We start from the raw sequence: 20,547 nt of genomic DNA, 5'->3' as shown, positions 1-20,547 counted from the left end.
TCAATCTAAATATGCGTTTTTTATTTATATTATGTATTCTAATAGGCTTTAACGCCTGTAAAACAGTACCTAAAAAAAATAATATTACTTTTGCGAACAACCCCGTGATTGCCCATCGAGGTGCTTGGAAAGCCAATAACCTTCCAGAAAACTCCATTGCGTCGTTAAAACGTGCTATGGCATTAAATTGTACAGGGTCGGAGTTTGATGTAAGAATGACTTCTGACCATATACTCATTGTAGCCCACGATGCTAATTATAATAATTTAGTTGTTGAAGAATCTACGTATGCTGAATTATCAAAGCACAAACTCTCTAACGGTGAAACCATACCTACTTTAAAACAGTATTTGCTTGCTGGAATGCAAAACAATACCAGTACAGGTTTGGTGTGCGAAATTAAACCTTCAAAAATAGAAGGAAGAAATGTTATTATTGCCGAAAAGGTAATAAAACTGGTTAAAGAATTAAAAGCAGAACCTTTTATATTAACATACATCAGTTTTAGTTATGAAATTCTTATCAAAGTAAAGGAATTAGATAAGAATGCCAAAACACAGTATCTGGATGGCTCTAAAACGCCTGAACAATTAAAGGAAGATGGTATTAACGGATTAGACTATGCTGTATTCAAGATTAAAAGAAATCCCGAGTGGATTGAAAGCGCTAAAAATCATGGTTTATTATTAAATACTTGGACTGCAAATACAACCGAAGATATGGACTGGTTATTGGCAAATGATTTTGATTTTATAACCACGGACGAACCTGAATTGTTATTTGAAAGAATAAAAAAAAGTCCAACAAAACAAGGCTATAAACTAGTTTGGAGTGACGAGTTTAATTATAAAGGAATACCAGATTCTACCAAATGGACTTATGAACACGGATTTATTGCCAATAATGAAAAGCAATATTATGTGGATAGTTTAAAAAACGCGCGAGTAGAAAATGGTCATTTGATTATTGAAGCCCACAAAGAAAAAGTAGCCAATAAAGATTTTAAAAACCCTGCTATCAAAGACTGGATGAGATACAAAAGAGAAATCGATTCCGCCCAATATACCTCGGCAAGAATAAAAACCGAAGGATTGGCTTCTTGGCAATACGGACGTATAGAGGTAAGCGCAAAACTACCAAAAGGACGCGGTATGTGGCCCGCAATATGGATGTTAAGCGAAAACAGGAAAAACATAGGCTGGCCAGAAAGCGGTGAAATAGACATTATGGAGCAAGTGGGCTATGATAATGACACCATTCACGGTACCATACATACCAAGGCATATAACCATTTGATAGGCACCCAAAAAGGCAAAACGATTTTTATTGACAAGCCGAATGATACTTTTCATGTTTTTGCCCTGGAATGGACTCCCGAAAAAATGGATTTTATATTGGATGGCGTGGTTTACAACCACATTGTAAATGAACATAAAACGACAGCCGAATGGCCTTTTGACCAAAAATTCCATCTTATTTTAAATGTTGCCGTTGGTGGCATGTGGGGAGGACAAAAAGGTATTGATGATGCTATTTTTCCGCAGAAAATGGTTATCGATTATGTTAGGGTTTTTCAGAAAGAATAATAAATTCACTAAGAATTTGAAATCTAAAACGTTGAGTAAGGATTAAAATTCCTTTAAACTAATTTATTTAGGTACATGACAAAAATTTATAGATGCTTAAATCATTATAAGATCTCCTAAATCAAGTCCTCCCCTTTTTTAAGGGGAGGTGCCGATAGGCGGAGGGGTAAATAGCAGTAAATATTTTGATAATATAAAATATTTTTGTCATGAACTAAAATAAATTAACTGCAAAGAAATTGAAGAGTTTTAACCATTAACAAGCTAAACACATGAAGCACATACTATTATTAATAACACTCATGAGCATTACAAACTGTAAAGCCCAAGATTTCAAGGTGATGACCTATAATGTCCGTTTGGACATAGCTTCCGATGGCGAAAATGCCTGGACGCACAGAAAAGATTTTTTAAGCTCCCAAGTACTATTTTTTGGCCCTGATATTTTAGGGGTTCAGGAAGCGAGGCCTAACCAAATGGCAGATTTAAAAGAAGCCCTAAAAGACTATAAGGTTATAGGTCTGGGAAGAGATGGGGGCAATGAAGGAGAACATTCATCTATTTTTTACAATACGAAAAAATTTAAAGTGGAGAAAGAAAACACGTTTTGGCTTTCTGAAACGCCCAAAATAGTTTCAAAAGGTTGGGATGCGGCATATCCTAGAATTTACACCTACGGCTTGTTTACAGATTTAAAAACCTCAAAAAAAATATGGGTTTTCAATACCCATTTAGACCATGTGGGAGCGCAAGCACAATTAAATGGCATCAAGCAAATTCAGCAAAAAATTAAAGAAGTAAACACCAAAAATTACCCAGTGATTTTAATGGGCGATTTTAATGTGGAACCAAACAGTTTGCTGATTAAAAATTTATCTGAAAGTATGTTGAACACCCAAACGGTGGCTAAATTAACTTTTGGTCCCAACGGAACATTTAACGGTTTTAAGTTCAATGAGCCTGTAACCAGAAAGATAGACTATGTTTTTATGTCGAAATCGAATCATCTTACTGTAATTAAGCATGCTGTTTTGAGTGATTCCAATAATTTGAAATACCCATCGGACCACTTTCCGGTGTTTGTTGAATTTACATTGGAATAGAAATGATTTTATGGACTCTAGTTTAGCTCGACGTTGAAACAATAATTTTAAAGCACATGATAAAATGATTTTCCGAAAAGTTGAGGGAATTCCTCCCCTTTTTTTCAAGGGGAGAGCTTGTACCGAATTGCGGTATGCCGATAGGCGGAGGGAATTCCTCCCCTTTTTTCAAGGGGAGGTGCTGATAGGCGGAGGGGTTTAAAGAGTAGAATTATTTTGATAAAATGGGATATTTTATAATGTATCCGTATGGTACAAAATAGACTTGGGCATTTGCTGAACGATAGCTGGTAACACGCGTTAGGGATTACTCATAGTTAAAATTTTAAAATTAATGAAATCGTGAATGCTTCGCATTTGGAGCGGAAAGCCCACAGCGATCCCGTCCCGATAGCTATCGGGAGTTATCGGGAGAGCGAGGGCTTGTAGCGAAATATTTATATTCATAAGTTCCTCTAAAAAAATATTAAATAACGAATAAAACCCGACCCGAAGGGTAACACCCAAAATAATAGACAACTAATATTTTTCACATGAAAAAACTATTCATCATTGCCTTGTTTTTTGGTTTGTTTTCTTGTAAAAACAATGCGCAATCTGTTAAAAAAGATAAAACCCCCAACATCCTTTTAATTGTGGTGGACGACCAAGGGTATGCTGATTTTGAACCATTTAAAAATCATGACCCAGTTATTACAAATCCAAACATGACAAAATTGGCGAATTCCGGGATGATATTTACGGAAGCCTATACCACGGCGCCTGTTTGTAGCCCTTCGCGCGTGGGGATGCTGACGGGCAAAAACCAAATTAGATGGGATAAAAACGCCAGTTGGGGCCCCGGGTTGCCTGACTCTGTTAAAACCATTGCCGAATATTTAAAAGAAGCTGGTTATGCAACCGCTAGAATTGGGAAAAATGATTTGGGAAAGAATTTCCATAAGTATGATGTTAGGGAATATCCTTTAAAACATGGTTACGACGAGTTTTTAGGCTTTAGTGCCCATGCGCACGATTATTGGTTGCTTTCACAGGAAATTAAAGATAGAACGCCAGATCCTGACGGAACAAGTGCGGTTTTAGGCCCTTTGATGCACAATAATGGCGTGAAAAGTTATAAGGATGGTTATTTGACTGATATTTTAACAGACGAGGCTATTCAGTACATTCAAAAATCAAAAAACAAGCCCTTTTTCTTAACGCTGGCGTATAATTCGGTGCACCACTTGATACATGAGGTGCCACAAAAATATCTGGATAAATACCATGTAAAACCCATTCCCAATTATGACCCTGATAGTTTAATGGCTTTCGAAAAACATCCTGTGGGGTCGTATTCGGCGTATTATGATAAATATTCGCGGTTGGGTGCCATTCAGGATGAAGATTTGAGGAAATATTACCTCGCCAATTTGAATTGTTTGGATGACAATATTGGAAGGGTTTTAGAATCGATTAAAAAGGAAGGTTTAGAAAAAGAAACACTTATTATATTTCTGTCCGATAATGGTGGAACCCCTTTAAATGGCGCCAATAACAGTCCGCTCACCGCTGGTAAATATTCACTTTGGGAAGGTGGCATACGTGTACCAATGGCTATAAGTTGGCCTGGTAAAATTGCTGCGGGTCAAGTTCAAAATTCTTATGTATCGGCCACGGATATTTTACCAACCATAGCGTCTGCCGTAGGTATAAAATTAACAGACAAAACCTTGGATGGCATCAATTTATTGCAACCCGTTAAAGACCGAGTATTGGTTTGGAAATGGCAAAAAACATGGGCCATTAGAAAAGCCGATTGGAAATTAACAAACACGAATGAAGACCATTGGAAAAGCAGACCAAGTAATTTATACATTAAACCTATTAGAGATGATTTTTCACTAAAATTATTCAATTTAGAAGATGATCCGGGAGAACGGATTGATTTATCTAGTCAAAATCCAGAAAAAGTTAAAGAATTAGAACAGGCATACCAAAATTGGTGTACTACCAATATTGGGAACTATTAAAAAAATTTTTATGAAAAAACAGACTTTATTACTCTTTCCTATATTGCTAATTGCCATTTTTTTATACGGCTTTAAGAAGTTTGTAATTGATGAACAAAAAACGCATTTGGCCACTAATTTAGATATACGGGTAGAACAGAAAGTGGATTCTGTTTTAGCGCTCATGCATCTCAATGAAAAAATTGGACAATTGGTGCAATACAGTGGCAAGTGGAATGCCACAGGACCGTCATCCTCCAATGGCGATCAACATAAGCTAAACAAACTGAAAAATGGTGAAGTAGGATCTATGCTGAATATTACTTCTGTGGAATCGACACGGGAAACCCAAAAAATTGTCATGGAAAATTCCCGACTTAAAATCCCCTTGATTTTTGGTTATGATGTGATTCATGGGTATAAAACCATTTTTCCAATCCCTTTGGGTGAAAGTGCCAGTTGGGATCTGGATATTATTAAAAAAACGGCTTCCATTGCTGCAAAAGAAGCGGCAGCATCTGGCATACAATGGACGTTTGCCCCCATGATTGATGTATCTAGAGATGCCCGTTGGGGCCGGATCATGGAAGGTGCTGGCGAAGACACCTATTTAAATGCCGTTATAGGAGTGGCACGTGTACAAGGGTTTCAAGGGGACGATCTATCAAAATCCAATACCATCGCAGCCTGTGCCAAACATTTTGCGGGCTATGGTTTTGCCGAAGCCGGAAGAGATTATAACACGGTGAATATTGGTGAATACGAATTACATAATGCCATTTTACCTCCCTTTAAGGCAGCGGCAGAAGCTGGTGTGGCAACATTTATGAATTCCTTCAACGAGATTGATGGCATTCCTTCAACAGGCAATAAAATGTTGCAAAGGGATATTTTAAAAGGAGATTGGGGTTGGAATGGGTTCGTGGTATCCGATTGGGGCTCCATTGGAGAACTGATAGCGCATGGGTATGCCAAAGATAAAAAACAGGCTGCTGAAATAGCTTTAAACGCAGGGAGCGATATGGATATGGAATCCTATGCCTATGAGGCGCATTTGGAAACTTTGCTAAAAGAAAAGAAAATTTCTTTGGCACAACTAGATGATGCCGTTAAACGTATTTTACGATTGAAATTTAATTTAGGTCTTTTTGATGATCCCTATAAATATTGTGATGAAGCTAGGGAAAAAAACAATGTTTACACTAAAGAACATTTAGCCATTGCTAGAGATGCAGCAAAAAAATCCATCGTTTTGCTAAAAAATGAAACCAAATTACTGCCATTTTCTAAAAACTTAAAAAGCATAGCCGTTATAGGCCCGCTTGCAGATGATAAAGATGCACCTCTTGGAAATTGGAGAGCGAAGGGCGAGTATAATTCGTCGATGTCACTTTTAGAGGGTGTTAAAAGCGCTGTTGGGAAGAATACTAAAATATATTATGAAAAAGGAGGAGACTTAACAATGCCAACCATAAAGCCTGGAGACAATCAATTTTTGTATCCTTTAAGATTCAATACAACAGATGTGTCTGGAATTCCCGCGGCTGTTGAAGCAGCCAAAAAAGGCGAAGTAGTCTTATTGGCTATTGGCGAAGATGCCTTTCAAACGGGTGAAGGACGAAGTCAAACCAATATTGGGTTTTTCGGTGTACAGCAACAATTATTGGAAGCGGTTTACAAAGTGAATAAAAATGTTGTGATTGTTTTAATGAACGGAAGACCTATGGATATTTCGTGGGCGGCTAATAATGTGCCTACCATTTTAGAGTGCTGGTTTTTAGGTTCAGAATCGGGTAACGCCATGGCCGATGTATTATTTGGCGATTATAATCCGTCGGGGAAATTACCGGTGTCTTTTCCTCATAATGTGGGGCAAGAACCGTTGTATTACAACCAAAAAAATACAGGAAGACCTTATAGTCCAAGCCATGTTACTTATTCAGGTTATACTGATGCGCCAAAAACAGCTTTGTACCCGTTTGGTTTTGGATTGAGCTATACCACTTTTGAATATAAAAATTTAAAACTGGATAAAAATACCATTTCAAAAACTGAAGAAATAAAGCTGTCTGTTGAGGTTTCAAATACAGGAACCAGAGATGGTGAAGAAGTGGTGCAATTATACATTCGAGATTTAGTAGGTAGCTTAACCCGCCCTGTAAAAGAGTTGAAAGGCTTCCAAAAAACAATGATTAAAGCAGGGGAAACAAAAACGATTTACTTTGCTGTAAATGCCGATATGCTTCAGTTTTACACCATCAATAAAAAATGGGAAGTAGAACTGGGCGATTTTAATGTTTGGGTAGGAGGCGATTCAAACGCTCCTTTAAAAGCATCATTTTCAGTAACTGAATAAGATTTTTGGAGTTCAATTTGAGTAAATGAAACGAACATGTTAAAAGCATTATCACCCAACGAAATGATTAATAGCGACCCGTCCCGATAGCTATCCGGAATGACAATTAAAAAACAATAATTTTAGTACATGACAAAAAAAGATATTTCATTAAAAAAATTATTTAAGTCGACCCCTCCGCCTAAAGGCACCTCCCCTTTTTTTCAAGAGGAGAGCCTGTACCGAGTTTTCGGTATGCCTTTAGGAGCAAGAAATTCCTCCCCTTTTTTCAAGGGGAGGTGTCTTTAGGCGGAGGGGTCTATTTTATTAAATTTTTACTAAACACCAATTTAAAAATAACAATTAAAATCACATCAAAAACAATCAATTGAAAGACAACACTATTTTTAAAAGAACCACATTAATAAAACAAATAGAGGAGAACCCCCATTGGGATGTCATCGTTATTGGAGGAGGCGCCACAGGGTTGGGCGTTGCTTTAGATAGTGCCACCCGTGGATTTAAAACCCTTTTATTGGAACAAGTGGATTTTGCAAAAGGCACCTCCAGCCGAAGCACCAAACTGGTTCATGGGGGCGTGCGTTATTTAGCGCAAGGCAACATCGATTTGGTTAAGGAAGCGTTGTACGAACGAGGATTAATGTTAAAAAACGCGCCACATTTGGTAAGTAACCAATCGTTCATAATCCCCAATTATACATGGTGGGACACGCTTAAATATGCCATCGGCCTTAAAATTTACGATGCTTTGGCCGGTAATTTGAGTTTTGGAAAATCGATTCGGATCGATAAAAAGGAAACCCTTTCAAGATTAAGTACCCTTAAAAACGGAAAACTTAAAGGTGGTGTGGTGTATCATGATGGGCAATTTGACGATTCACGGTTAGCTGTAAATATTGCCCAAACAGCCATAGAACATGGGGCGACTGTTTTAAATCATTTTAAAGTAAACCAGTTGTTGAAGAATAGCAATGGCATGGTAAACGGGGTGATTGCTGAAGATGTAGAAACTAAAACCCCATATTCTTTAAATGCCAATGTTGTTATAAATGCTACAGGTGTTTTTACCGATGAAATTCTGAAAATGGATAATCCGGAAGCAAAAAACATCGTGCGCCCAAGTCAGGGGATCCATTTGGTGTTAGATAAATCTTTTTTACCAGGAAATGATGCCATTATGATTCCAAATACCAATGATGGTAGGGTGTTATTTTTAGTGCCATGGCACAATAAAATAGTAGTTGGAACTACCGATACGTTGCTGGATAGCCATAGTTTAGAGCCTAAACCTTTAGACAAAGAAGTGGATTTTATCATTACGACGGCAAATAATTATCTAACCAAAAAAGTGAGTAAAAAGGACGTGTTGAGCATTTTTGCTGGTTTAAGGCCCTTGGCAGCACCAAAGGATAAGTCTGAAAAAACAAAGGAAATTTCAAGAAGCCATAAAATCATAGTTTCAAATTCAGGATTAATAACCATTACAGGTGGCAAATGGACCACGTATAGAAGAATGGCTCAGGATACCGTGAATAGAGCTATTGCAATCGGGAAATTAAAAAACGTTTCCTGTAAAACAAAAAGCGTAAAAATTCACGGCGCTACCGAATCCCATGACAAAACACAGCATCAATATATTTACGGAAGCGACCAAGCGGGTATTCAAAAGTTAATTAAGGAATCTCCAGAATTAGGCGAAACATTACATGTGCGATTACCTTATACCAAAGCAGAAATTATTTGGGCTATTCGATATGAAATGGCAAGAACCGCAGAAGATATTCTGGCGAGACGGGTCCGTATGTTGTTTTTAGATGCCCGAGCCACATTGGAAATAATTCCTGTGGTAGCAAACATGTTGGCTAAAGAGTTAAATAAAGATCCAGAATGGGAACAACAGCAAATTAACGCGTTTACAAAAATTGCGAATCACTATGTTTTATAAATAGCTGTAAAATTGAGCTAAATACATGATAAAAATATTTTTGAAAGAATAAACTACTCGTAATTTTAAGGATAACCAAGACCTCACAGTTTTTATCCCGAATCGTCGGGACTGTGAGGTCTGGAAAAAAAATCACTTCAAAAAGGTTTACAATTTAGCGGTGAGCGTTCTGTAATCTACTATTTCAGGTATGATATTCAATGAAAACAGCTCACTTTGGGTTCTTATAACCGTTTCTTTATCAATGGGTTTTTGCGACCATTCCGTAATATTCAACCATTCCCGGACATCATCCAGCTTTTGGTTATATTTATTTGAAATGGTTTTATCGATACTTGGGATGTCTTTAAACTCGGAAGTCGTTTTGTTTATTATGCTCAAAATGGTTTTCAGATCCGTTTTGTTCGATTCAATAAAATCCTTTCTGGCAGCAATTACAAAACAGGGCCAAGGTGTAGGGCAGTTGCCAACGTGCCTAAAAGTGCCATTATCAACAAGTGGTTTCGTTGTGAACCTTTCCCATAAAAAATAATCGGAATCGCCACTTTGTAAACTTTCGATAGCTCTGTCTAAATTACCAACTATTTTAAAATCCAAATCGTTTTTTAAATCCCACTTATTATTCTCAGCATTGATATAAGCCATTAAGTGCGATCCGGAACCATATCTACTAATAGCGGCTACTTTTCCTTTTAAGTCTTCAATAGTTCTATAAGGCGAATCATTAGCCACATGGATGCCCCAAATTAAAGGCGTTTGTATAAACGTCTGTACAATTTTACTGGGGTTGCCATCAATAATATCCTTTATAATGCCTTCGGTAAGAATAACCGCGATGTCAATTTCTTTTTCACGCAATGCTTTGCACATGTCTCCGGTGCCTCCAGGATAATCTTTCCAACGTAAATTGATATTTTGCTCCTTGTATTCGCCATTTTTAAATGTTAAATACCATGCTAAGTTAAAGTGTTCTGGTACGCCTCCAATGTTTACTTTCTTCATGAAACCAATCTATAGTTCAACTAATTTAGTGAGGGTAAAGGTAATAAGGTTTTCTACAACCTGCGAGGGATTTTTACTAAAAGTCCCGTTCGCCCTATTGGCAATAATGGCATTTAACGACACGGCGCGATGCCCTAAAAGTTTTGATAATCCATAAATAGCCGATGTTTCCATTTCAAGGTTGGTTATTCGTAAACCGTTGTATTTGAATGCATCCATATTATGGTTTAAAGTTGCATCTTGAACCGGCAAGCGCAACACTCTTCCTTGAGCGCCATAAAATCCGCCAGCAGTAGCGGTGATTCCTTTATAAACGCCTTCACTTTCTAAACTTTTCTCTAAGGATTCACTGTTTTTTATAACGATGGGACGTGCTTTATTAATATGCCAATGGGTTTGTTTTATAAATGCATCTTCTATATCAGGGTTTGAAACAGCGTTTATTTGATAGGAATGCAACATCCCATTCAAATCCAGTCCGTAGGTGCTTAAAACAAAGCTGTCCACGGGAATGTCGTTTTGTAATGAACCCGATGTGCCAATTCTTACAATATCAAGACTGGTAATGGTTTCTTTGGGTTTTCTGGTTTTTAAATCGATGTTAAACAAGGCATCCAATTCATTTAGAACAATATCAATATTATCTGGTCCAATTCCTGTGGAAATGACCGATATTCGTTTGCCTTTATAAGCTCCTGTATGGGTTTTGAACTCGCGTTTTTGTGTTTTAAATTCGACGCTATCAAAACGCTTCGATACTTTTTCCACACGGTCTTGATCGCCCACCAAAATAACGGTTTTGGCAACGTTTTCTGGTTTCAGGTTTAAGTGGTAAACACTTCCGTCAGGATTTAATATAAGTTCAGATTCCTTAATGGGCATTGCGTACTGTTTTTACTAATTTATTTAACTTTTTATTGAATTGGAAATCGAATTTGTTGACACCGCCAAAATCCATGGAATTATCAATTTCCAACGAAAAATTATGCTGTCCAATTAATGCTAAATGGCCTTTTCTATTTAATTTTATGCCACTATCGTCCTCATCAAAAAAGAGACTTAATTTCTCTATGATTCTCGATATTTGCAAATCGCCATAACCATAATACCCTTGGTAATTAAGGGCGTAACCAAGCAAATGATGTCTGGATTTTATTTTTTTATCCTTTACTATTTCCAGTACATTGCGTTCTAACACGTTCAAGCCATCTTTAGTTTCAGGAAAACGCTCTAAATGGGCTTTTAAACAATTACTTAAATATTTGAAAGAAGACGTTTTTACTATAAAAGGTTTGAATAAATTATGGTCTCTTCCGCAGTAAATGCCCCAAACCGTCAATGCTAAATCGATATCTTCTGGTTTCAGTTCCACTTTATCTCTGTAATGCTTCAATAATGCCCCGGAATTAAGTTCTGATAAAGCTTTTAAATTTTTGCTTCTATCCACTCTACCACTACAGACCAAGTAGAGGGGAAGGTCTATTTTTTTTTGGTGGATTAAACTTATGACCGCTAACATATTAATATGGCAAAACAAATCGTATTCAAACCACAATATAATTTCAGAATAATTTTCTGGATGGTTCAATTTGTCCAATTCCGATTCAATTTCCGCAACATTTAAATCAATATCATAAAAAGACCTGAAAAAAGTTTTCCTGAGTTTCAAAAACCCGGCAGAATACACCTGTTCTACCGTGGGTCCTTCACACAACATTTCTTGCCATGTAAGCTTTTCTCCTTCAATATTCAATTCATTTATAAACTTGGTAAGCGCCGTACCATTGGTTATATGAAGTGGTAATTTGTCCATAATTAACCGCCCACGCGTTTTACGTTAAAACCTTTGTCTTTTAGCATTTTCATGATTTTATTGCGATAATCACCTTGAATGATGATTTTATTGTCCTTAAAACTACCGCCAACACTTAGGGTGGTTTTTATCTCTTTTGCCAAAATCTTAAAATCTTCCGATGCGCCGGTATAACCTTCTAAAATGGTGATGGGCTTGCCTTTGCGTTTTTCGTATTTACAAATTATGGGTTCGTCTTGCATCCAAATTTTTGATGCATTTTCCGAATCGCCTACGGGTCCTTCCTGAATGTGTTCTGGGAACAGGTTTTTTAATTGGTCTTGTAAATCCATTTTTTTTAGTTTTCAGTCGCAGTCGCAGTCGCAGTCTCAGTTTTCAGTTTTGGCTTCCCCTTTGGGGATTGAGGGGCTTTTTCAGACTGTTTACTGCGACTGTACACTCATTTCTTAATCAAACCAAGTTCTATCAAGCGTTCATTCAAAAATTCGCCCGCAGTAATATCATCAAAAGCTTTCGGGTGGTCCTTATCTATGCAACCTTCCAGCACGTCTAATCTCATAGCGCTTATGGGGTGCATAAAAAACGGAATGGAATAACGCGAAGTCCCCCAAAGTTCACGGGGTGGGTTTATAACGCGGTGTATGGTCGATTTTAATTTGTTATTGGTGTGCCTCGATAGCATATCTCCCACATTGATCATCAACTCATCAGGCTCCGCAATGGCATCAATCCACTCACCTTTATGGTTTTGGACTTGCAATCCACGACCTTGGGCACCCATTAACAGGGTTATTAAATTAATATCGCCATGTGCTGCTGCACGCACTGCTTCTTTTGGTTCTTCGGTTATTGGTGGATAATGGATGGGTCTTAAAATGGAGTTTCCATTGTGGATGTAATCATCAAAATACGTTTCTTCCAAACCTAAATGCAAGGCCAAGGCTCTTAATACATATTTTGCTGTTTTTTCCAGCATTCTATAGGTTTCCTTGCCTGCTTTATTAAATTCCGGAAGTTCCTCCACTAAAACATTTTTGGGATATTCTGCTTCTAATTTAGGGTTGTCTTCAACATACTGTCCAAAATGCCAAAATTCCTTTAAGTCGCCTTCTTTTTTTCCCTTTGCACTTTCTTTTCCAAAAGACACATAACCACGTTGGCCGCCAATACCTGGAATTTCATATTTCCGTTTGGTTTCAACAGGCAAACTGAAAAAATTCTTCACTTCTTTATATAGATTATCGACTAAAGCATCGCTTAAAAAATGACCTTTTAATGCCACAAACCCAATGTCTTCGTATGCTTTTCCTATAGCATCCACAAATTTTTGCTTTCGGGCTGCATCGCCGGAAATAAAATCATTTAAATCTACACTTGGTACAATATTCATAAGGAATTATTTTGATGAACTCATTTAAACTTTTTCAATTGGCTAAAAAGTTTAAACGAGTTGAGTATGGTGTAACACAAATGTACAAAAACAAAACATAGATTAATGCAATCTATTTCGGTTAACTTTATGATTGATTTACACTTTTTATGGTATATTTGAGTATAAAACATTTCAATATGTTATTAAAAATTCAGCTTCTTTAAATATGGATTTCCAAATTAATAATCTTGATAACAACACCTTATTAAATCTGTACAAAGCCCTTTTGAAACCAAGGTTGATTGAGGAGAAGATGCTTATTTTATTGCGCCAAGGAAAAATAAGCAAATGGTTTTCGGGTATTGGGCAAGAAGCTATAGCCGTTGGGGTCACTTTGGCTTTAGATAAAGACGAATATATACTGCCCATGCACAGAAATTTAGGGGTTTTTACATCCCGAAACATTCCTTTATATCGATTATTTGGGCAATGGCAAGGGAAAGCTTCAGGGTTTACAAAAGGTAGGGACCGTTCTTTTCATTTTGGTACCCAGGACCATAAAATTGTAGGGATGATTTCGCATTTGGGACCTCAATTAGGGGTTGCAGATGGGATTGCATTAGCGTCAAAATTGAACAGCCAAAATCACGTTGTGGCTGTTTTTACCGGTGAAGGAGGGACGAGCGAAGGCGATTTCCATGAAGCGCTGAACGTTGCTTCCGTTTGGCAATTGCCCGTTTTGTTTTGTGTTGAAAATAATGGTTACGGACTCTCAACTCCCACCAACGAGCAGTACAATTGCCAGCACATTGCCGATAAGGGCGCGGGTTACGGCATGGAATCGCATATTATTGATGGCAACAATGTTTTAGAAGTTTATAACCGAGTTCGGGATATTGCAGAGAATGTTCGCCACAATCCACGACCAATTTTAGTGGAATTTAAAACCTTTAGAATGCGTGGGCATGAAGAGGCGAGTGGCACTAAATATGTGCCACAGGAACTTATGGATTCTTGGGCTTTAAATGACCCTGTTGTTAATTATGAAGCGTTTTTAAAAGGACAAGGTATTTTATCTGAGAGTGATGTAACATCCATAAAGGAAACTATTTTAAATGAAATCAATGAACATTTGGATATCGCTTTCGCGGAAGAAGACATCGTTCCCAATAAGACCAACGAATTAGATGATGTTTATAAAAAATTTGTATATCAAGAAGTTAATGGTTCTTATGAAACTAAAGAAGTTCGATTTATAGATGCCATTTCCGAAGGCTTGAAACAAAGTATGGAACGTCACCCAAACTTAGTGATCATGGGTCAAGATATCGCAGAATATGGTGGCGCCTTTAAAATAACTGAAGGATTTTTGGAGCAATTTGGAAAGGAGCGCGTTCGCAATACGCCCATTTGTGAGTCCGCAATCATAGAAACCGCCATGGGTTTATCCATCGCAGGCATTAAAAGCGTGGTTGAGATGCAATTTGCCGATTTTGTTACTTCAGGTTTTAACCCGGTAGTGAATTATTTAGCAAAATCACATTATAGATGGAGTCAAAATGCCGATGTGGTTTTAAGAATGCCTTGTGGTGGTGGGGTAGCTGCGGGCCCGTTTCACTCGCAAACCAATGAAGCTTGGTTTACCAAAACACCTGGATTGAAAGTGGTTTACCCCGCATTTCCTTATGATGCCAAAGGCTTGTTGAATACCGCAATGAACGACCCCAACCCTGTGTTGTTTTTTGAGCATAAAGGTTTATATAGAAGTATTCGTCAGGATGTTCCAACCGATTATTATACGTTGCCATTTGGAAAAGCTTCAATAATTAGAGAAGGCAGCAATATTACCATCATTAGTTATGGAGCCGCGGTCCATTGGGCTTTGGAAACTTTAGACAGAAACCCAACTATTAAAGCCGATGTTATCGACTTAAGAACGCTTCAGCCAATGGATACCCAAGCTATTTACGCTTCAGTCAAAAAAACTGGAAAAGCCATTATTTTGCATGAAGATTCGTTGTTTGGTGGTATCGCCAGCGATATTTCCGCTTTAATCATGGAAAACTGTTTTAAGTATTTGGATGCCCCTGTAATACGTGTTGGAAGTTTGGAAACACCCATTCCTTTTGCACCGCAATTGGAAACACAGTATTTGCCTAAGAATAGATTTGAGATTGCTTTAAACGAATTGTTTAAATATTGACTAAATGACTACCAATAAGTGCTTTAAAATGAAAAAATGTCAGTTTTACTGAAAATTTTTCAGTTTTTTTTGATTGGTATTTTATTTGATTGTACACTATAAAATTAATTGTATAACTTTAAAATATTTAATTATGAGTACTTTAATTCCAACAGTTAAAAATGGCAATAAAAAGCCATCAGAATCCAATTTTAATTTGTTACCCAATTTACCATCTTGGTTTGATGATATGCTAGGTAAAGGGTTAGGAACAGAGTTTATGTCCAATTTCAATACGGGTATCACTTTGCCAGCGGTCAATGTTATAAATTCTGATAACGAGTTTGTGATAGACATGGCAGTTCCGGGGTTGAAAAAATCTGATTTCGAAATTAATGTTGATAATCATGTGTTATCAATCGGTGTCGAGTCAAAAACAGAGAACAGCGAAAAAACGGAGAGCTATACACGCAGAGAGTTTGGATATTCTTCATTTAATAGAACATTTGCCATTCCAGATTCTGTGGATGCTGACAAAATTTCGGCAGATTATAATGATGGTATTTTAAAAGTCCATCTTCCAAAAAGAGAGGAAGCCAAGAGAAAACCCGTTAAGCAAGTTAAAATTTCTTAACAGAAAAGAGAGCCAAAAGCTCTCTTTTTTGTTACAATATAAACATAATAGTTATTTTGTATCTTTAAAATCTAAACCTTTGATAAAATTAAAAAGCTTTTCGTCATACTGTTTTTGTTGGTTGTGTATGGTTGTAAAAAGGAAGTGCATGTTCCTTTTGAAGAGCTTTATACCTGGCACGACCTGAAAGTTTCTGCCTCGGCTTATAATTCGGTAGCTGCTCAAACCAATTCCAATCCACATATCACCGCATTTGGCGATAGTTTAAAACCCGGACTTAGGTATATTGCGGTTTCTAGGGATTTGTACAGAAAAGGTTTGAAACGCGATACACCTGTAAAGATTAAAGGGTTTGATAGTATTTATTTTGTGAAAGACAGGATGCACCCGCGTTGGAGGAATAAAATAGATATTTATATGGGCACCGATGTGAAAGCCGCAAGAAAATGGGGCAGAAAAAAGGTTTCAATTTCCTATGGAATTTTGAAACCTTTGGATTCCATTAAAAAATAGTTAAGTATATAATCAAGTAATCCAACATTTGAAAACTGACGATAAAAATATAATAATTGGAAAAAAATATAGTGATTTACTCGCTGGAATTATCTGTTTGACTTTCTCAATTGTCGGACTGACAATAATGGATAAATCCCAAATTATGACTTGGGTTATAATTGGGTTTTTCGGAATTGGTTCGATTGTCTTATTATTGAAGTTTGTTAATCTAAATAATAGGTTTATCAGCGAAAATAGTAAAGAAGCAAAATTAATACGAGAAAAGGAATTTAAGCATTTATATAGCACAAATGGACTTTTCAATTACAACGAAATAGGATTTGAATTAATGCTTAACGGAAAATTGACAAAAACGAAATGGAATGAAATTAATCGAATTTTGGCTTATAAAGTTGATTTATTAGCAGTTGACGAAATTTGTCTTTTTGTAGATATAGATAAAGAAAGAAGTTTTGAAATTAGTGAAAGCACCAAAGGTTGGTTTGTATTTGGAGAAAAAATAAGAGAAATATTTCCTGAAATTAAAGAAACTTGGGAATTTGATATTGCTATTCCACCATTTGAAAGAAATGAAACTGAATTATATAATCGGAATAAAAACGCTGTGTAACGGTATAAATTAATTGCTTAAGTTCTAGGCTACTTACGAAAATACTCACGGATTGTGAACTGCCCCTATAAATTCCTCCCCTTTTTTTAAGGGGAGGTGCCGATAGGCGGAGGGGTCAAAAACTACTGATTATTTTAATACTATGAAATATTTTCATTCTATATTAAAAAATAGGCTTACTTTATTTCAGCCTCTAAAAGTATAAAAGGGTAGGCGTTTTTTGCTTTTTTTAATTCTTCTTTTGAAAGTTTATCGGAAGGTTTTTTTAGCACTTTTTCAGAATAGGTGTTTCTCAACTCATAATATGCTTTAGTTAATTCATTTTGAACAGCAACATATTGTTTGTACGAAGTTTGTTGTCCGTTTTGCAAAGAAACCACCGCTTCTTTAGGGCTATCAGAGGCACTCAACACTTTATTCCCATTACAATAGGTACAACTGCCGTCACCATTATTATCAATAAAATTTTTGGCAATATCCTTTACTTCCTCAATGGAAACAATATCTTTTCCCAACATTATTTCATCATTATTGTTAATAACAATTCTTAAAATATTCCGTTCATTAATAGGATTGGTGCAATCAATTCCGGGTGGGCACTCGCTGGGAAGCATTCTGTTTATTCCTTCATCTGAAGAAATGGTAGCCGTAACCAAAAAGAAAATAAGTAACAAAAATGCAATGTCTGCCATAGACCCTGCATTTACTTCGGGCATTAAATTTGATCGTCTCATGTGTATGGATTTTTATTTGTTAATGTAATTAATGCCTCACAAAAACAATACCATAAGTTACATGGCTTCAGAAACTTACTTAATGCGCATATCGATTAACACCTTTCCAAATACCTTCTGATGTGTTGTAGATGCCAATAATTCTTTTGTTGATTATTACAGAATCTTGTATTCTGGTATTCAGGTGATTTGATGTTTTAATAACTGTTCGCATTTTGATTGATTTTATTGATGAATTAATTTGAAAAAAAGACGTTACCATCTGTAACGTCTTTTGCTGTTCCACACATGACTCTTTGTGTTTTTAGGAGTGTCTGTTAATTGATTGTTGTTTAAAGTTCTCATGATTTTTTGTTTTTTAATTGATTTATATAAGATAGACGACCACAAAACAATTTTGTTACAGTACTATGTATAACAAAGTAATAAATTAACAAAATTTAACAATTTGAACGACATAGGGAAGGCGTAATCGATCAATTAAGAAGGTTGATTTTTTAAGAAAAAACAGATTATCCCATAATTAGGAATAGTTTTTGTTAAATGAATGTAAAATATGAGTACTTAAGTCTTCGTTTTTAAGATAAAAAAATATCTTTGACTTATAAATGAAGTTTTTAAGTTTTGTAAGTCACAAAATTATTACATAAAATTAATGAAGCTATTTTTGTCATTTTTTATTTTTTTCACTTCAATTTTGTTGTTGAATGCGCAGTTAGATAGCCAAAACAAATCTACTGCAATTCCTGCTGTTGAGAGCAAAAAGGAAACTGCAACAACGCCTACCATAACACCTTCAAAACCCATTGAAAACAACCAGACTTTTGGCACTTTAAATGTCCCCAAGTTATCTACTGGGGTGGAATTGCCTAAAAAGGAATTTTCGTTATTTGGCGAAAAATTCGGCAATCCTGGAGAACTTTACACGAAACAGCTAAATGACCAACTCGCCGACACAAAATTAACACCTGCGGAAGTTGAAGCACGGAACGGCAGTACAACCGACCAATATTTTGGGGATTTTAAGAGCAAAGCGAAGTTTGTAAACATAGCCTACAGAGATCATGGCTATGTAGATGGCGATTTAATCCAGGTTTTGGTAAACGACGATGTGGTGCAAGCTAGAGTATTTTTAAACGGAGGCTTTAGCGGATTTAAACTCGATTTGCAAAAGGGATTTAATAAAATAGATTTTTTAGCATTGAACCAAGGAGAATCAGGACCCAACACCGCCGAATTTAGAGTGGTTGACGACATGGGCAATTTAGTTTCAGCAAACCGTTGGAATCTTGCTACTGGGGTAAAAGCGACTATTATTATTGTGAAAGAGTAGTTTTAAGAAACAATCTTATCAATCAACTTCAATTCATCTTCAGTAAAACTTAAATTATCCAAAGCCTTTACATTTTCCTTTAATTGATTAGGCGAACTGGCACCAATCAATACAGAGGCAACCTGTGGCTGTCTTAAAATCCAAGCCAATGCCATTTGCGATAGTTTTTGTCCGCGTTCCTTAGCCAAAGCATCCAATCGCTCTACTTTTTCCAGATTACTGTTTACCGTATCCACATTCAAATACGTTAAATCTTTTGCCGCTCGGGAATCTTTTGGAATTCCTTTCAAATATTTATCGGTAAGCATGCCTTGTGCCAAGGGGGAAAAGGCAATACAGCCCACACCGTTTTGTTCTAAAGTTTCTAAAAGGCCGTTTTCAACCCAACGGTCAAACATCGAATAACGCGCTTGGTGCAATATAAATGGCACGTTTAATCGCTTTAAAATGTCCGCCGCTTCTTGGGTTTCTTTAGGCTGGTAATTGGAAATACCAACATACAACGCTTTTCCTTGGCGCACTATATCTGCCAAAGCGCCCATGGTTTCTTCCAATGGCGTATCGGGGTCTGGTCTGTGGTGATAAAAAATATCAACATAATCCAATCCCATACGTTTTAAACTTTGGTCCAGACTGGAGATTAAATATTTTCTGGATCCTAAATTACCATAAGGCCCCGGCCACATATCATAACCCGCTTTACTGGCAATGAATAATTCGTCCCGGTAATTTTTAAAATCTTTTTTAAATATCGTTCCGAAGTTTTCCTCGGCCGAACCATAAGGCGGTCCGTAATTATTGGCCAAATCAAAATGCGTGATTCCCAAATCGAAAGCGCATCTCAATACGTCCCTGCCATTTTGGATGGTGTCCACAAACCCGAAATTATGCCATAAACCAAGAGATAATGCAGGTAAAAGCACGCCGCTTTTTCCTGTTCTATTGTAGGTCATGGTTTCGTAGCGTTGTGTATTAGCTACATAGTCTTTTACTCCAGATTTATCGTTGATTTGCATAGTTGAAAAATTAAAAAAGTAAAGATATAAATTACTTCCTTTAATCTTGGTGAAATGCTTAAAAGGTCTTTAAAAAGTTTGTTACAGAACTCATTTAAAGTTTTTGATTGAGGCGAAAATTAATCATTTTGTAACCAGTTGAAGGCTTTTTTTAGTTGCATAGCATCGCTACGGAACTAAAAAAAGATAAAAAATGGGTGCAAAAGGATAATTTTTTAGCCAATTGAAAAACTTTAAATGTGTTCACAATGTGAAATGGTCCCGCTTATTCCAATATATACCTTAAATCCGCAAGCGATTAATTTGCTATTTTAAACATTTATTTTATGTGGTAAAAGTAATCTTTTCGGATAA

Annotated in this window: 18 protein-coding genes; 10 read left to right on the top strand and 8 right to left on the bottom strand. The window is 36.5% G+C overall.

The genetic code is table 11. The features are described 5' to 3' along the window. Nucleotides 1-11 precede the first annotated feature (11 nt). The 5 genes from ACU1LP_RS11085 to ACU1LP_RS11065 all read left to right on the top strand — a co-directional run bounded on the left by ACU1LP_RS11085 (nucleotide 12) and on the right by ACU1LP_RS11065 (nucleotide 8,981). Entirely contained in the window at nucleotides 12-1,586 is a 1,575-nt protein-coding gene (locus ACU1LP_RS11085; protein ID WP_445736287.1) for a family 16 glycosylhydrolase, read from the top strand. Between the two features lie 272 nt (nucleotides 1,587-1,858). Then, complete coding sequence (locus ACU1LP_RS11080; RefSeq protein ID WP_445731345.1) at nucleotides 1,859-2,689, top strand: endonuclease/exonuclease/phosphatase family protein; 831 nt, start codon at nucleotides 1,859-1,861, stop codon at nucleotides 2,687-2,689. Between the two features lie 533 nt (nucleotides 2,690-3,222). Further along, complete coding sequence (locus tag ACU1LP_RS11075; RefSeq protein WP_445736286.1) at nucleotides 3,223-4,701, top strand: sulfatase-like hydrolase/transferase; 1,479 nt, start codon at nucleotides 3,223-3,225, stop codon at nucleotides 4,699-4,701. 10 nt (nucleotides 4,702-4,711) lie between these two features. After that, nucleotides 4,712-7,036, top strand: coding sequence for a beta-glucosidase BglX (gene bglX, locus ACU1LP_RS11070; RefSeq protein ID WP_445736285.1), 2,325 nt, complete (start codon nucleotides 4,712-4,714; stop codon nucleotides 7,034-7,036). A gap of 367 nt (nucleotides 7,037-7,403) precedes the next feature. Then, nucleotides 7,404-8,981 carry an FAD-dependent oxidoreductase gene (locus ACU1LP_RS11065; protein ID WP_445736284.1) on the top strand — a complete coding sequence of 526 codons (1,578 nt, stop codon included), beginning with the start codon at nucleotides 7,404-7,406 and terminating at the stop codon, nucleotides 8,979-8,981. A gap of 147 nt (nucleotides 8,982-9,128) precedes the next feature. On the opposite strand, the gene ACU1LP_RS11060 is transcribed toward ACU1LP_RS11065, so the two are convergent. From ACU1LP_RS11060 to ACU1LP_RS11040, 5 genes are all read right to left on the bottom strand, one after another. Continuing rightward, entirely contained in the window at nucleotides 9,129-9,983 is an 855-nt protein-coding gene (locus ACU1LP_RS11060; RefSeq protein ID WP_445736283.1) for a substrate-binding domain-containing protein, read from the bottom strand. 9 nt (nucleotides 9,984-9,992) lie between these two features. Next, a complete protein-coding gene (locus ACU1LP_RS11055; RefSeq protein WP_445736282.1) occupies nucleotides 9,993-10,865 on the bottom strand; it encodes a nucleoside phosphorylase in 873 nt (290 codons plus the stop codon). Next, nucleotides 10,855-11,796, bottom strand: coding sequence for a DUF1835 domain-containing protein (locus tag ACU1LP_RS11050; RefSeq protein WP_445731709.1), 942 nt, complete (start codon nucleotides 11,794-11,796; stop codon nucleotides 10,855-10,857). Before ACU1LP_RS11050 ends, ACU1LP_RS11055 begins: the two co-directional genes overlap by 11 nt. 2 nt (nucleotides 11,797-11,798) lie before the next feature. After that, nucleotides 11,799-12,128 carry a translation initiation factor gene (locus ACU1LP_RS11045; protein WP_445731710.1) on the bottom strand — a complete coding sequence of 110 codons (330 nt, stop codon included), beginning with the start codon at nucleotides 12,126-12,128 and terminating at the stop codon, nucleotides 11,799-11,801. Nucleotides 12,129-12,235: 107 nt separating this feature from the next. Then, a complete protein-coding gene (locus ACU1LP_RS11040; protein ID WP_445731711.1) occupies nucleotides 12,236-13,186 on the bottom strand; it encodes an isopenicillin N synthase family dioxygenase in 951 nt (316 codons plus the stop codon). A gap of 208 nt (nucleotides 13,187-13,394) precedes the next feature. On the opposite strand from ACU1LP_RS11040, the gene ACU1LP_RS11035 reads away from it, so the two are divergent. From ACU1LP_RS11035 to ACU1LP_RS11020, 4 genes are all read left to right on the top strand, one after another. Continuing rightward, a complete protein-coding gene (locus ACU1LP_RS11035; protein ID WP_445736281.1) occupies nucleotides 13,395-15,371 on the top strand; it encodes an alpha-ketoacid dehydrogenase subunit alpha/beta in 1,977 nt (658 codons plus the stop codon). Nucleotides 15,372-15,504: 133 nt separating this feature from the next. Further along, entirely contained in the window at nucleotides 15,505-15,984 is a 480-nt protein-coding gene (locus tag ACU1LP_RS11030; RefSeq protein WP_445731713.1) for an Hsp20/alpha crystallin family protein, read from the top strand. Nucleotides 15,985-16,107: 123 nt separating this feature from the next. Further along, on the top strand, nucleotides 16,108-16,497 hold the full coding sequence (locus ACU1LP_RS11025) for a 3D domain-containing protein (RefSeq protein ID WP_445736280.1): 390 nt from the start codon (nucleotides 16,108-16,110) through the stop codon (nucleotides 16,495-16,497). Between the two features lie 28 nt (nucleotides 16,498-16,525). Further along, the gene (locus tag ACU1LP_RS11020) at nucleotides 16,526-17,110 is read left to right on the top strand and encodes a hypothetical protein (protein WP_445731715.1); all 585 of its coding nucleotides are present in this window, start codon (nucleotides 16,526-16,528) and stop codon (nucleotides 17,108-17,110) included. Between the two features lie 176 nt (nucleotides 17,111-17,286). Here ACU1LP_RS11020 and ACU1LP_RS11015 read toward each other — a convergent pair whose 3' ends face one another. Together ACU1LP_RS11015 and ACU1LP_RS11010 are read right to left on the bottom strand one after the other, a co-directional pair. After that, on the bottom strand, nucleotides 17,287-17,844 hold the full coding sequence (locus ACU1LP_RS11015; RefSeq protein WP_445736279.1) for an ExbD/TolR family protein: 558 nt from the start codon (nucleotides 17,842-17,844) through the stop codon (nucleotides 17,287-17,289). 79 nt (nucleotides 17,845-17,923) lie between these two features. Beyond that, the gene (locus ACU1LP_RS11010) at nucleotides 17,924-18,058 is read right to left on the bottom strand and encodes a hypothetical protein (RefSeq protein WP_445731717.1); all 135 of its coding nucleotides are present in this window, start codon (nucleotides 18,056-18,058) and stop codon (nucleotides 17,924-17,926) included. A 441-nt stretch (nucleotides 18,059-18,499) separates the two neighbouring features. Between ACU1LP_RS11010 and ACU1LP_RS11005 the strand changes: the two genes are divergently transcribed. Then, entirely contained in the window at nucleotides 18,500-19,177 is a 678-nt protein-coding gene (locus ACU1LP_RS11005) for a hypothetical protein (protein ID WP_445736278.1), read from the top strand. A 2-nt stretch (nucleotides 19,178-19,179) separates the two neighbouring features. Here ACU1LP_RS11005 and mgrA read toward each other — a convergent pair whose 3' ends face one another. Then, the gene (mgrA, locus tag ACU1LP_RS11000; protein WP_445736277.1) at nucleotides 19,180-20,193 is read right to left on the bottom strand and encodes an L-glyceraldehyde 3-phosphate reductase; all 1,014 of its coding nucleotides are present in this window, start codon (nucleotides 20,191-20,193) and stop codon (nucleotides 19,180-19,182) included. Between the last annotated feature and the right edge of the window lie 354 nt (nucleotides 20,194-20,547).

The organism is Mariniflexile sp. (genome assembly GCF_052728615.1).
The sequence above is the reverse complement of the archived record's forward strand: the minus strand, read 5'-3'. Positions and strand labels throughout refer to the sequence as shown.